This window comes from Dehalococcoides sp. UCH007, assembly GCF_001010485.1.
Lineage (GTDB): Bacteria > Chloroflexota > Dehalococcoidia > Dehalococcoidales > Dehalococcoidaceae > Dehalococcoides > Dehalococcoides mccartyi_A.
Map to the genome: position 1 here is coordinate 861,811 of NZ_AP014722.1, position 13,064 is coordinate 874,874.

10 protein-coding genes are annotated in these 13,064 nt (G+C 46.2%); 4 read left to right on the plus strand and 6 right to left on the minus strand.

Annotation, left to right across the window (positions count from 1 at the left end; genetic code table 11):
- Position 1: 1 nt before the first annotated feature.
- From UCH007_RS04595 to UCH007_RS04605, 3 genes are all read right to left on the minus strand, one after another.
- Positions 2 to 907 (minus strand): ABC transporter permease, encoded by a 906-nt coding sequence (locus UCH007_RS04595; RefSeq protein ID WP_012882200.1) that lies wholly within the window; start codon positions 905 to 907, stop codon positions 2 to 4.
- A gap of 7 nt (positions 908 to 914) precedes the next feature.
- A complete protein-coding gene (locus UCH007_RS04600; protein WP_023652453.1) occupies positions 915 to 1,832 on the minus strand; it encodes an ABC transporter permease in 918 nt (305 codons plus the stop codon).
- 74 nt (positions 1,833 to 1,906) lie between these two features.
- Positions 1,907 to 3,583 carry a peptide ABC transporter substrate-binding protein gene (locus UCH007_RS04605; RefSeq protein WP_023652454.1) on the minus strand — a complete coding sequence of 559 codons (1,677 nt, stop codon included), beginning with the start codon at positions 3,581 to 3,583 and terminating at the stop codon, positions 1,907 to 1,909.
- Between the two features lie 254 nt (positions 3,584 to 3,837).
- On the opposite strand from UCH007_RS04605, the gene UCH007_RS04610 reads away from it, so the two are divergent.
- A complete protein-coding gene (locus UCH007_RS04610) occupies positions 3,838 to 5,241 on the plus strand; it encodes an MBL fold metallo-hydrolase RNA specificity domain-containing protein (RefSeq protein ID WP_046961177.1) in 1,404 nt (467 codons plus the stop codon).
- 371 nt (positions 5,242 to 5,612) lie between these two features.
- Here UCH007_RS04610 and UCH007_RS04615 read toward each other — a convergent pair whose 3' ends face one another.
- Together UCH007_RS04615 and UCH007_RS04620 are read right to left on the minus strand one after the other, a co-directional pair.
- Positions 5,613 to 6,311 (minus strand): response regulator, encoded by a 699-nt coding sequence (locus UCH007_RS04615; protein WP_046961178.1) that lies wholly within the window; start codon positions 6,309 to 6,311, stop codon positions 5,613 to 5,615.
- A complete protein-coding gene (locus UCH007_RS04620) occupies positions 6,308 to 9,988 on the minus strand; it encodes a PAS domain S-box protein (protein ID WP_046961179.1) in 3,681 nt (1,226 codons plus the stop codon). The genes UCH007_RS04615 and UCH007_RS04620 overlap by 4 nt, the downstream gene beginning before the upstream one ends.
- A gap of 133 nt (positions 9,989 to 10,121) precedes the next feature.
- On the opposite strand from UCH007_RS04620, the gene UCH007_RS04625 reads away from it, so the two are divergent.
- The 3 genes from UCH007_RS04625 to UCH007_RS04635 are packed head-to-tail and all read left to right on the plus strand — an operon-like array spanning position 10,122 to position 12,577.
- Entirely contained in the window at positions 10,122 to 11,303 is a 1,182-nt protein-coding gene (locus UCH007_RS04625) for a class I SAM-dependent RNA methyltransferase (protein WP_046961180.1), read from the plus strand.
- A gap of 35 nt (positions 11,304 to 11,338) precedes the next feature.
- Positions 11,339 to 11,875: a carbonic anhydrase gene (locus tag UCH007_RS04630; RefSeq protein ID WP_023652459.1), complete on the plus strand. Its 537-nt coding sequence runs from the start codon at positions 11,339 to 11,341 to the stop codon at positions 11,873 to 11,875.
- Positions 11,876 to 11,902: 27 nt separating this feature from the next.
- The gene (locus tag UCH007_RS04635; protein WP_041331098.1) at positions 11,903 to 12,577 is read left to right on the plus strand and encodes a Maf family protein; all 675 of its coding nucleotides are present in this window, start codon (positions 11,903 to 11,905) and stop codon (positions 12,575 to 12,577) included.
- A gap of 255 nt (positions 12,578 to 12,832) precedes the next feature.
- Here the strand turns inward: UCH007_RS04635 and UCH007_RS07865 are convergent, their stop codons facing one another.
- Positions 12,833 to 13,051, minus strand: a complete 219-nt coding sequence (locus UCH007_RS07865) for a DUF3795 domain-containing protein (protein ID WP_231854677.1) — start codon at positions 13,049 to 13,051, stop codon at positions 12,833 to 12,835.
- Positions 13,052 to 13,064 lie beyond the last annotated feature (13 nt).

A 13,064-nucleotide genomic window follows, 5' to 3' on the forward strand; every position in this document is an offset into this window, starting at 1 on the left:
TTTATCTTCTCAACCTCGGGTCAAGGGCATCTCTCAGGCCGTCTCCCAGGAAAGTAAACGAAAGCATCAGTATAGCTATGGCAATAGCCGGGAAAATTACCAGATGAGGTGCGGCATATATAACGTTATTGCCGTCTGCTATCATAGTACCCCAGCTGGGAGTAGGCGGGCGGACGCCAATACCGATATAACTTAGAGCTGCTTCCGCAAAGATAGCTCTGGGTATATTAAAGGTTATGGCCACGATAATAGGACCGAGTGAATTTGGCAGCAGATGCCGCAGAGTTACATATGCCCCGCTTCCGCCCATCGCACGGGCGGCCGACACAAAGTCTCTCTGCTTAACAGATAGTATCTGCCCGCGTACCAAACGGGCTATACCAACCCAGGCAACAAGCCCGATAGCCAGAAATATCATAAAAATACTGCCGCCGAAAATGGCCCGCAGCAGAATTATCAAAAGAATATCCGGAAATGCATACATTATATCTACAAACCGCATAAGCATGTTATCAACTTTGCCGCCGGCTGCTGCCGCAATGGCACCGATGGGTAAACCGACCACCAGCACCACCAGCTGGGTAAACAAACCTACAGCCAGAGAGGTGCGGGCACCATATATAAGGCGGGAAAATACATCCCTGCCCAATTCATCCGTACCCAGCCAGTGTTCAGACGAAGGCCCTACCAGAATGGCATCGTAATTCTGGGTGGCAAAGTCATATTTCAAATAAAGCGGTGCAAATATAGCCGCCAGTGCCAGAAGCAGAATAATAGACCCGCCCAGGACCGCCAGCCTGTTACGGCGTAACCTTACCCAGGCATCACCCCAAAGAGTATGATGCTGACGGGAAGATGCTTCCGTTTCAGTGACCTCTTTTTTAGCCCGGTAAAACAGGTTAAACATATCTCACCTAATCATAACGGATACGCGGATCTATCCAGCCGTACATTATATCTACTATCAGGTTTACAATAGCCACTGCAAAGGCATAGAAAAGAATTGTCCCCATGATAAGCCCGTAGTCACGGGCAAATACCCCTTGAACAAATAAACGGCCTACGCCCGGTATGGAAAATATATTTTCAATAATAAATGAGCCGGAAATAAGAAATGCCAGCTCGGGTCCGGCTACTGTGACAACCGGTATAAGAGCATTCCGCAGAGTATGCCGGAAAAGAATAATTCGTTCGCTTAACCCTTTGGCTCTAGCTGTACGTATATAATCCTGCCTGACTACCTCCAGCATAGAGGCACGCGTAATGCGGGCGGTATAGGCGGCCGGAAGGGCAGCGAGCGAAAATGCCGGCATAATAATCTGCCGCCAGTCTCCCCACCCGCTGGTTGGCAGCCAATGCAACCAAACAGAAAAGATAATAACCAGCAAGATACCCAGTACAAAGCCGGGAATACTGGCAAACACGGTTGAAAAACCTACAGCTGCATAGTCTACAATTGAGTTTTGCTTGAGAGCCGCCGCCATGCCTAAGGGAATTCCTATAACAAGTGCCAGCAAAAAGGCGACTACCCCCAGAGTAGCGGTGATGGGCAAACCGGTACCTATAATCTCAGTAACACTGCGGTCCTGATACTTGTAAGAAACCCCCAAATCCCCATGCAAAGCATTCCAGACATAATTTATGTACTGCTCATAAAAAGGTTTATCCAAACCGTATTTTATGTTCAGGTTTTCCACAATCTGGGGGGCAAGCTCTTTTTCCCGGTCCCAAGGGCCGCCCGGAACCAGATGCATGAGACTGAAGGTAATAAAGGACACTGCCAGAAGTACCAGTCCCAGCCAGAGTATTCGTCTGAGAATATACTTTCCCATACTATCCCTTTTAATATAGTGCAGGGCCCGACGCCACAAGTCTTATGCCGAGCCCTGCATTCAGGCTATCTGTGTTACTTGACTATAGAAACATTAACAAACGACGTATCACCCATTATGGTGCCATCCATACCGGTGGGTTCCAGTCCTTTAACATAGGGTTGGACTACATAGAACCGTTCACGGTAGAACATGGTTACAATAGGCATATCGTTCATAACCATTTCCTGGGCTTGAGCCCACATCTGAAGACGCAGGGTATTATCAAGTTCCATCATGGCCTGTCTTGCCAAGGCGTCAAAGGCAGGATTGGAATAACCTGTATGGTTATTGCCGCCGCCAGTGCCGAACAAATCAGGCAGCCAGTTATCGGGATCAGGGTAATCAGCTCCCCAGCCAAACCATGCCCAAGTATGCTGTTCGCTGTTTACAAAGGCACTGAAAGCTGAAGGTTCCATAGGTTCAAGAGTAAGATCAATATTTAAATTGGTCTTTAGCTGAGCCTGCAGGAACTGAGCGATAGTGCGGTTGCTGGCAGTATCTGCATACTGGAATTTAAGTTCGGGTAAGCCAACCCCGTTGGGATAGCCGGCATCAGCCAGAAGCTGTTTGGCTTTGGTAACGTTAAATGCAAAATCTTTACCCAAATCAGCATCGTATCCGGGCATGCCTGGCGGAATCCACGAATAAGCAGGTGCACCTACGCCACCTCTGACTTGGTCCACAAAAGCTACCCTGTCAATGGCGCAGGACATAGCCTGCCTTACCAGCAGATTATCAAAGGGGGCTTTATTAACATTAAACTGGAAAGCAAAGGTGGTCAGGTCATTATTCCGTACCACATGCTTGCCGTAAACCGAGTCGGCCAATACAGCGGTTTCCGTCCCTACCGGAACTCTAGCCATATCAAGCTCACCGTTCTGATAAGCCGAATACTCCTGAGTAGCATCAGTAATCATAAAGTATTTGATTTCAGTCAGGGTAGGTTTGGTATCCCAGTAATTCTGGTTGATGGTAAATGTCATGTGATCCTGATGCACCCATTCTTTCAGGGTATAAGGCCCGTTGCCGATAAGGTTACCGGCTTCTGTCCAGGCAGTACCCTTAGCGGTAATAACACTTTCCTTAACCGGAGAAGTAGGCCAAAGAGCCATAATGGAGAGGAAAGTAGGACGGGTTTGGGCTAAGGTAATGCGCAGGGTAGTATCATCTACCGCTGTTACACCTACGGCATTCCGCAGGGCTGTCTTGGTGGCGGCATCAGCATCCGCTGCGCCGTTGAACTCAGCTGCACCCACAATATCATAGTAGAAAGTGGCATATTCAGCAGCTGTGTCGGGGTCAAGCATACGTTTGATGCTATATTCAAAGTCATGGGCGGTAACCTTTGAGCCATCACTCCAGGTCACGTTTGATTTGACTTTGAAGGTATAGGTCAAGCCGTCTGCCGAAATACCCCCGTTTGCCACGGTCGGAATTTCCTGAGCACATGCTGCTTTTAAGGACAAGTCTGAATTGAAGTCCAGCAGACCCACAAAGAGCAGCATGATTACGGATCTTTCCGTAGCCCAAGAAGCCTTGTTGGGATCTATGGTGTTGGGTTCACCTGCCAGATTAACACGGAACACCTGAGGAGTGGTAACGGTTCCGTTATCCCCGTCATCATTGTTGTCATCACTGGTACAACCGCTAAAGACAATTGGCACAATGATTAACAGGGTTGCCAGCAGGTATAGTAACTTCCCTTTCATACAACCTCCTTTCTGGTATTGTTTTATATGTTTATTATACTCAGGTATCAGTAATTGTCTATAGGCTTTTATTTGCTTGCTATCTTTATATAGTTGTAGTTGTTTTGTTTTTATTATATCTTTCGCTTTTTGTATTTATATTTCCCTCGTCTTAACCACCTTAACTATTTAACACATTTGTCGGCATGCTTACTTTTATTGACCATATAATGCATAATAGTTAGGTAGACTGGGCAATCAGGGGGATATACCTTATGAGTATAGAAATACAGTTTTTAGGGGCAGCTCAAAACGTCACCGGCTCAAGGTATCTGCTGAAAACAGCCCAAACCCGCCTGCTGGTGGACTGCGGGCTATATCAGGAACACCGCCTCCAAGAACGGAACTGGCAACCCTTTGATATATCTCAGGAAAGCCTTAGTGCTGTACTTATCAGCCATGCACATATTGACCACTGCGGACTTTTGCCAAAGTTGGTAAAGGATGGCTTTAGCGGGCCGGTATTTGCAACAGAAGCCACTGCAGAAATCGCCCGTATATCTCTGGCAGATGCCGGCAAATTACAGGAAGAAGATGCCGCTTTTAAGAAGAAACGCCACGAACATGAAGGCCGAAAAACCCGATATCTTGAAATACCCCTTTACACTGCCGAAGATGCCAAAGCTGTATTCCCATTGTTTAATATCGTGGAATACAGCCGTGAAATACCTGTCTCCGCAGATGTAACCGCCACCTTTCATAATGCCGGGCATGTATTTGGGTCAGCCAGCATAGAACTACGGGTAACAGAGAATAATCAACATACCGTAATAGCATTTTCAGGTGACTTGGGTAACTGGAACAGACCTATTCTTAAAAACCCTGACCTTATAGACCAGGCAGATTATATTGTCATAGAGTCTACTTACGGTGACCGCACCCATGAAGATATAAATGAGGCATCGCTGAAATTAGCGGATATAATAAATCAAACCATTCAAAGAGGCGGGAATATTGTGATACCCAGCTTTGCCTTGGAGCGCACTCAGGATTTGTTGTATTTTCTTAACCGCTTTATGTCAGAGAGTAAAATACCCCGGCTGAAAGTTTTCGTAGACAGCCCCATGGCTATCAGCATCACTAAAATATTCACAAAATACCCGGAACTATACGATCGTGAAACTGCCGGCCGGGTAAAAAACGGCAGTTCTCCGTTTGAGTTTGAAGGGTTATATTTTACCAATAAGGCAGCTGACTCAAAAGCTATCCTTTCAGAAAAAGCCCCCTGCATAATAATAGCCGGTTCAGGTATGTGTACCGGAGGACGGATAAAACACCATTTGGTAAATAATATAAGCCGTCCGGAATCAACTATTCTGTTTGTGGGCTTTCAGGCAATTGGCACTTTGGGCAGGCTGATAACTGACGGGGCAAAGGAAGTAAGGATATTGGGACAATACTATCCGGTGCGTGCACATATCCAAGAACTGAGAGCCTTTTCGGCACACGCAGACCAGCCTACCCTGCTTCGCTGGCTGAGGGGATTTAAAAACAAACCCAAACGGGTATTTGTAACCCATGGTGAACCGGAAACAAGTGAAACGCTTATAAAAGCTATTACAGAAACTTTCAGCTGGGAAGCAACTGCACCGGAATACCAAGAAATATTTAATTTATAATAAGAGAAAATAAAAAACCGCTGTAAACAGCGGCAAATTTTACACACATTCCAACCCAATCAGCTTAGGCAACCACTCTAAGGCTAATGCACTTCCGCCGTATCAAGGTTGCTGATACTGATGATAATAGCTATAAGTATAAGCCATAAACCCAGCGAAGACATTATAAACCCCAAAAATAACTTGGCAGATCCTTCCGATAACCGATTACACCTAGGGCTCAGCACACGGCAGGGGACCTGGATGAAATTTAAGCTTTAGCTGCCTCAAACTAAAGCACCCTAGTTTCCCCCGAAAGGATCCGCCCGCTGTTACTATAAACTATAACTGTTCTGATTAATATACGTATGTTTACGTAATTAAAGGACGAATTATCCCGTAGTTTCCTCAGGTATATTTTTTTCGGACATTTCGCACTTGTTTTCCGGAGGGATGATACCTCTTTGCAAAGCGTAACGCAACAATTGGGTTTGGTTACGCAAATCCAGTTTACGCATCATGTTGGCACGGTGAACTTCTACGGTACGGGGTGATATAAAAAGTTTTTCTGCTATTTCGGCACAGGTATACCCCTGTGATACCAGATGCAGCACTTCCCTTTCCCGTATAGTTAAAGTTTCATACGGATCAAGTGATGTTGCTTCGGCAGACTTTTCCATATAGGCTTCAATAGCTTTTTCAGAAAGCGGCGGACTGAGATAACGATGCCCAAGCATTGCTTCTCTCACTGACCTTACCAGTTCCTCGGAAGTGGAGTCCTTAAGCACGTAAGCCCGAGCCCCTGCCCTCAAGGCTTCATGTACATAGGCTTCATTGCCATACATAGACAAAATTACTACCGCTGTTTTGGGTGAACGTTTGACTACCTGATAAGTAACCTCTATGCCGCTCATACCGCCCATCATCAGGTCAGTTACCAGCACATTCGGCTGCAGGCTTTCGGTCAGGTTTACCGCTTCAATACCGTCTGAAGCTTCACCCACCACATTAAAATCAGTTTCAGCCTCAAGCAGTACCTTTAAACCATGCCGCACGATATGATGATCATCTGCTAGTACTATACTTATCATGGCTCGCCTCCGTTAATTCTGTCCTTTTCTTCACTCAAGGGCAGTTCAACTATAATATGTGTACCTGCACCCGGTTTGGATTCTATATCCAGTTTACCACCAAGAAAACGCACCCGTTCTTTCATACCCTTCAAACCGCTTGACATACCGGTAGCACGCTGGGCAGGGTTAAAGCCTTTGCCTTTATCCTGAATAACCAGAGCCAGATGGTTTTTATCCGCCTTCGCCCGCACAAGCACGTTGTCAACCCCTGCGTAACGTACAACATTTGTAAGAGCTTCCTGAATAATCCTGTATACAGCAGTGCCCAACTGGGGAGAAAACTTGCGTTTAAGACCGGTATGCTGGAAATTTACGTTTATACCCGTCTGGCTGGTAAAACGGTCAAAATACCAGAGTAAAGCCGGCAGCAGACCCAAATCATCCAGCATACGGGGACGCAAATCAAGTGACATATTTCTGACACTGCTTATAAGTTCACTAACCAGAGGTTGAGCTTCGGCCAGTAATTCCTCTGCCTTGTCAGGAAGACCATCTTTTGCTTTATCCAGCATCAGTTTCAAAACCGTAAGCGATTGCCCCACTTGGTCATGCAGTTCACGGGCGATAATTGACCGCTCTTCTTCCTGAAGCTCAACCAAACGCTGGGAAAGGGTATGCAATTCGTATTCCGCAGCCTTTCGCTCACTTATATCACGCGACGCCCCCAGTATACCCAGAAAATGGTGATTTTCATCATACAGCGGGCGCATAAGCGTCTCGGTCATTATTATCTTGCCGTCCTGCCGCATAACATCCAGTTCCAGCGGGTTTACAATAAGCTCAGACCCGGTTTTGCGTACCTGCTGATATACATCCAGCAATTTTTCGTAAGATTCGGGGGTAAATATCATGGAAATATGTTTGCCCAATATATCCTCAGGGTAATAGTTGAGCAGACGGATAATGGACGGGGAAAGATAACTGGTATTTAAATGTTCGTCAATAGTCCAGATAAATGCCACCATGTTATCCGCCAGCAGACGATACCGTCTTTCGCTGTCCCTCAGGGCTTCTTCAGCCATTTTTTGTTCGGTGACGTCCTGAACAGTACCCAACACCCGCAGGGGAATACCTGTATCGCTCAGGGTTATTTCCGCCTGTTCATGCACATACCGCAAATGTCCGTCAGGCCGTATTATGCGGTGGTCTGTATTTATCTTCGATCCTGAAACTATGGCCTTTTGGGCTTCGGACCGTACAATATCCCTGTCATCAGGGTGGATCATTTCCATAACCTGTTTCAAACCCGTGATACCGTTTTTAGGAGATAAACCGAGTATATTGTAGACCTCATCTGACAACAGCAGTTTATGCCCTAAAAGGTCATAATCCCAATTGCCGATATGGGCAATCCTCTCTGCTTGAGCCAGCAAACCTGCCTGATACCGCAGAATTATCTGCTCCATCTGGCTCCGCTCCGTAACATCATGGAAAAGGGTCAGCTTGGAATTGCTGCCATCAGGGTTTTTAATAGGTGTAGCCATAAGTTCATAATCCCGCTGGTTGTGCGGAGAATGCCACTCCCAGCGAACAGTCTGCCCGCTTAAAACTTCTTTGTTTTTGCAATATTCGCAGGGACTGCTGCTATTGTGGAAATAGTCATAACATTTTTTGCCATTTATAAGCCCGAACTGGGCCATAAGCGGCGGATTAACATACTCTATTTCATAGTCAGCATTTACAATATAAACCCCGTCTTCCATAGCATCCAGTATGCCCCGCAGCTTATCCCTCTCCAGTTTCAGGGCGGCGTCAGCTTTTTTCCTCTCGGTGATATCGCGGGCTACCGAAATAACCATAAGCTGTCCGCTCAACTCAAATTGCTGAATATTAACTTCAACCGGTATAGAAGTACCATCACGGCGTATATGCCTCTGTTCAGTAATAACCCTACCTTCTTTTTTCAACATTTTGGCGGCGTCAGCCATTGCCCCGGTAGAAGCAGGGGCATCTATCTGGCAGGGAGACATATTTAACAACTCCTGGCGGCTGTATCCGAGACGCTTGCAGGCTACCTCGTTAACTTCCACAAAATTGCTATTGCAGCCGTCTGGAGTTATGTAATATACAAAAACCGCATCACCAAAGCTGTTAAACAAAAAGCGATAGCGCTTTTCGCTTTCTTCCAGCATTTCGCGAGTTCGGTTGCTCCTGAAAGCGATAGCGGCAAGCGAGCTGAAAGAAGCGGCTACCCTGATATCGGATACACCAAACCCGCCTGTCTTGTTGAAAAGAGCCATCAGGCCAACACTCCGCCCGCTAAGACGCACCGGAGCAAAAAGAGCATTTTTTAAATCAGGGTAAGCGGCCGTATAAAATTCATTATCATTTTCAGCTGCAAAGTTGTTTTCCAATACAGGCTTTCCACTGAAACAGGACTGTAAAGCCAATCCGCTAAGAAGCACAAACACGGGAAGTTCCGGCTGATTTTTTGTGCTATCAAGGTAAATGATACGGCAAACCCCATCCTCTATATGCCCCACAAAACCGCTCTGGCAGGAGGTGATTTTCTTGCAGGAAGAATACACTGCCATAGCAGCTTCCGTAAAACCGGTATGCTCCAGTATGGCACGTGACGCCTCAAGCAGTGCCGTCGTTTCACGGGTACGCCGGCGGGTTTCCTCCAGTGAAAATTTCAAAGCTAATTCCATCTGTTTGCGGACAGTAGTCTCTAACAAGGAAAATATCAGCCCTTGAACCCTCCCACGGGAGTTTTTGATAGGCACCAAGCTCCAATCCCAGTAGGTAGTACCCCTCCACGGCTGGTCAGAATACTCAAAAGGCTTGTCATGAAATTCCACGGATTTGCCGGTTTTAACTACCCTCTTAAAAATTGCTTCGTTTTCAGTACTGGGGAAGAGTACAAAATGGTTTGCACCTATCAGTTCATCTTCCGTATGTCCGCAATTTTTTACGTATGCTTTATTTGCTTTAACAAAGTTGAAATCTCTATCTAAAAAAACCAGCTGGGCGGTTGTATTATCCATAATAGACTTAAGAGATTGGTTGTCACGAGATATATCATCCCTTATTTCCTTATCCCGCAAGGCAGTGGCTTTTAACATTTTTTCCTGTTTGGAAATAATGTTTTTATACTTGCTTATATTTGAAACTACCATCAATACACCGTTAAAATTGTTACCCTTCCCGAATGGCACTGAAACGTGGAAAACTACCCAGACCAAACGCCCGTTACCCTTCCTTAGCTGAAGCTCATAACGGGATGAAACACCTTTTTTATGCCTTTCCCATTGGGCAAGAATAATTGGTATATAGGATTTGCCTGCAAGTTCAAATATACTTTTGCCTTTGAGTACATCAAGCGGATAACCGGCTATTTGGCTGAAATGGGGATTAACCAGCGTTATCCGTCCTGCGGCATCTGTGAGTATTACTCCCTCACCTGCAGTTTCCGCAATACGGCAACAGGCTTCTAAGGCATCCATTGCATTTTCCTGTACAAAACCCCCGGAAGATGTACCGCGAGTATTACTTAAAATCTGAAAAGACGCACCCGAAGATACTCTTTCGGAAGAACAAAGAGCGGCCTGGTTTGAAAGCAGTTTATCGTAGCGGCACTGCAGATCTTCAAGCTCTGCAACCAGCTGGGCATTGGTTTTGCGAATGTTACCCATATCACCCCCAGAAAACCAATTGTTTTAATTTTAGGCTATAAGTAAACTGGTAACAAGACATTTTTTAACACTTATGCCCCTTGTATCTAAATTAAACTCCTAATCTTCATTTATGCTACAATGCCCTCTGAATATGAACGAAATCACACCCGGAATAATTGAAAATGTCTGCCTTGAAGAAGGCCAAAGCTTCGGGCTGACCAAAGTAAGCCTGACAGATAGTACCCTTGAGGTTTTCGGGGGTATTAAAGGGGAAACAGTAGATATCCGCCTTTTTGTCCATAAAGCCGGGCGGGGTTATGCCCAGGTAATAAAAGTACATACTCCTTCCTCTGATAGGATTGCCCCGTCCTGCCCGTATTTCGGTGATTGCACCGGTTGCACTTTCCAGCATATAAATTACCAACACCAATTGAATCTGAAGCACAGGATAGTCTCTGCTGAGTTTGAAAAAGCAGGTCTGCACAGTCTTAATATATCACCTGTAATCCCTTCAGATGATAAAGGCGGTTACCGCAATCATGCCCGCCTTTCCATTTATCATGCCAATCTGGGTTTTGTAAACCGCTTTTCACGCCGCCATATACAGGTAGACCAATGCCAGATAATGAACCCCGGCATAAACAGGGTATTAGGAGAACTGCAAGGCAAATGCGGCGAAACCCGCCAGCTTTCCATCCGCCACGCAAGCAATAAGGATAGCTACCTTATCCAGCCTAAACTGATAAAGGCTGACATAAACATCGAAAGCGGTCAAAAAGAGTACCATGACCTGCTGATGGGGCATGATTTCTGCATATCCGCCGCTTCGTTTTTTCAGGTAAACAACCCGCAGGCAGAAAAAATGGCAAAGCTTATTAAAGAACACCTGAACCTAAGCGGCAGTGAAACACTGGTAGATGCCTATGCCGGAGTAGGTACATTTGCCGTACTTCTCAGCCCAGACTGCAAACGGGTAATAGCAATTGAGGAATCTGCCGCCGCTGTTAAAGATGCAAAGCTAAATATTTCGGGCATAGACAACATTGAACTTATTCAGTCCAAGACAGAGGACGTTATAAACCGGTTTGAGGGACAGATGGACGCACTCATACTTGACCCATCCCGCAGCGGTGCCCACCCGTCTGTCTTAGCCACCATATGCCAAAACCCGCCCCTGAATCTGGTATATGTGGCCTGTGACCCTTCTTCACTGGCCAGAGACCTTAAAATCCTGCTTGCCGGCCCGTTTGAACTTTCACAGGTAATCCCGGTAGATATGTTCCCCCAGACTTACCACGTGGAAACCCTGGCCTTACTTAAATGCAAAGGATAGTTTCATCGATTTAATTAACCGTGAAGTGGGCTTTTATGAAAACTGTAAAAATAACCGATATCAGTCAGATACCACCTGAATATATGAATACCCCCATTGCCGAGCTTATCGGGTATCAGAATCTGGGCAAGGAATTACATACCTGTCACTCTGCCCGTCTGCTTGTAGGCATGTGCATGGATAACCGGAAACAGCTCCGCATACCCGAAAACTTTGCATATATACTCCGGACCGGCGGAGCAAATCTGCGAAACAGCGAGTTCAAGGTTTCGTACGCAATAGCCATAGGTGAAATCAAACATATAGCCCTTATCGCCCATAACAATTGCGGCATGGTAAACTTGGCTTCAAAGAAATCTCAGTTTATAGAGGGGCTTTGCAAAAATGCCGGCTGGAACAGGGACAGAGCCGAAGAACACTTTATGAACTATGCCCCGATGTTTGAAATTGACAACGAAGCTGAATTTGTAGTTGCGGAGGCCAAACGCCTGGCGGATAAATACCCCGGCATAATGGTTGTACCTCTTTACTACAGCCTTGAGGATAACCTGCTCAGCCTGATTTCAGATTAAATATGAGGCACGAAAGCAAGTGGAATTATGTCTGATAATCCAAGCGGCAAACTCCCTGAAATAATACTGGCGTCAGCCTCACCCCGCCGACGCCAGATACTAAGTGAAATGGGCTTGGCGTTTTCAGTTTGCCCCTCACAAGCCGAAGTATCCCCTGACAGTTCGGCTGAACCTGCCGGATTTGCCGTTTTAAATGCAGAAACTAAAGCCAAAGATATTGCCGGCAAATGCAGCCACGGACTGATAATAGCCGCAGATACCGTAGTGACAGATGATTGCGGCATACTCGGCAAGCCTGCATCAAAAAAAGAAGCTTTAGAATATCTGCTGAGGCTGGGCGGCAAGAGCCACAAAGTAATAAGCGGAGTTTGCCTGCTAAATACCGCAAACGGCCAAATTCACTCCGCCTCCTGCCTTAGCACCGTTATTATGCGCCCTTTTACTGCCGCTGAAGCCCAAAGCTATGTAGAAAGCGGCTTACCCATGGATAAAGCCGGTGCATACGGCATACAGGACGGCGAATTTAATCCGGTGGAAAAGATAGACGGGTGTTACCTGAATGTAGTGGGGTTGCCTGTTTGTACTTTAGTGCGTCTGCTGAACAAGGCGGGTTTTAACCCTAAACTTGCCCGAAGCTGGCAGCCTGAGGGAGATTGCTCTCTTTGCCGCATTTACCGCACCGAAATATCCCGATTACTTTAGTCTGCAAGGCTTTCCTGCGGCTAAACCCTGCAGTGCAGGCACAACCTATCGGGAGGAGTTATCTATCGGGTATGTTTTAAGGCAGGTACTGCAGGTGCGGTTATGAATGCAGATTATCCCTCCGCATTCTGGGCAACTAAGACGTTCTTTTTCACGGGCAAAAAATGCCTCAAAACCATTCTGTTTCAAAAACAGCCAGTTTTCAATCAGGCTGAGGCCGTAACGTAGTCTATACCTTTTGTCAATATTGACAATCTAACGGCAGGGAAACACACTGCAAGCAGCACAAGCATTCACCTCATGCTCTGCGGCACATGCTTTTATACGGCAATTCCGGCAGCTATCTGACTTAGTTCGGCTGTCAGTAAAACATCCCGGACAGACCTTTTTTTGCATAATATGAGCCTTGCAGCCGAGGCAGTTTATACCGCAGGGGGCAATTATTTCTGGGGCTGAAGTTTCAGGCATTTCCATATTGTTTACTCCA

Bases quoted from the DNA above. Each gene is read 5' to 3' on its own strand.
- UCH007_RS04595 (WP_012882200.1), bottom strand. From the start codon at position 907: ATGTTTAACCTGTTTTACCGGGCTAAAAAAGAGGTCACTGAAACGGAA.
- UCH007_RS04600 (WP_023652453.1), bottom strand. From the start codon at position 1,832: ATGGGAAAGTATATTCTCAGACGAATACTCTGGCTGGGACTGGTACTT.
- UCH007_RS04605 (WP_023652454.1), bottom strand. From the start codon at position 3,583: ATGAAAGGGAAGTTACTATACCTGCTGGCAACCCTGTTAATCATTGTG.
- UCH007_RS04610 (WP_046961177.1), top strand. From the start codon at position 3,838: ATGAGTATAGAAATACAGTTTTTAGGGGCAGCTCAAAACGTCACCGGC.
- UCH007_RS04615 (WP_046961178.1), bottom strand. From the start codon at position 6,311: ATGATAAGTATAGTACTAGCAGATGATCATCATATCGTGCGGCATGGT.
- UCH007_RS04620 (WP_046961179.1), bottom strand. From the start codon at position 9,988: ATGGGTAACATTCGCAAAACCAATGCCCAGCTGGTTGCAGAGCTTGAA.
- UCH007_RS04625 (WP_046961180.1), top strand. From the start codon at position 10,122: ATGAACGAAATCACACCCGGAATAATTGAAAATGTCTGCCTTGAAGAA.
- UCH007_RS04630 (WP_023652459.1), top strand. From the start codon at position 11,339: ATGAAAACTGTAAAAATAACCGATATCAGTCAGATACCACCTGAATAT.
- UCH007_RS04635 (WP_041331098.1), top strand. From the start codon at position 11,903: ATGTCTGATAATCCAAGCGGCAAACTCCCTGAAATAATACTGGCGTCA.
- UCH007_RS07865 (WP_231854677.1), bottom strand. From the start codon at position 13,051: ATGGAAATGCCTGAAACTTCAGCCCCAGAAATAATTGCCCCCTGCGGT.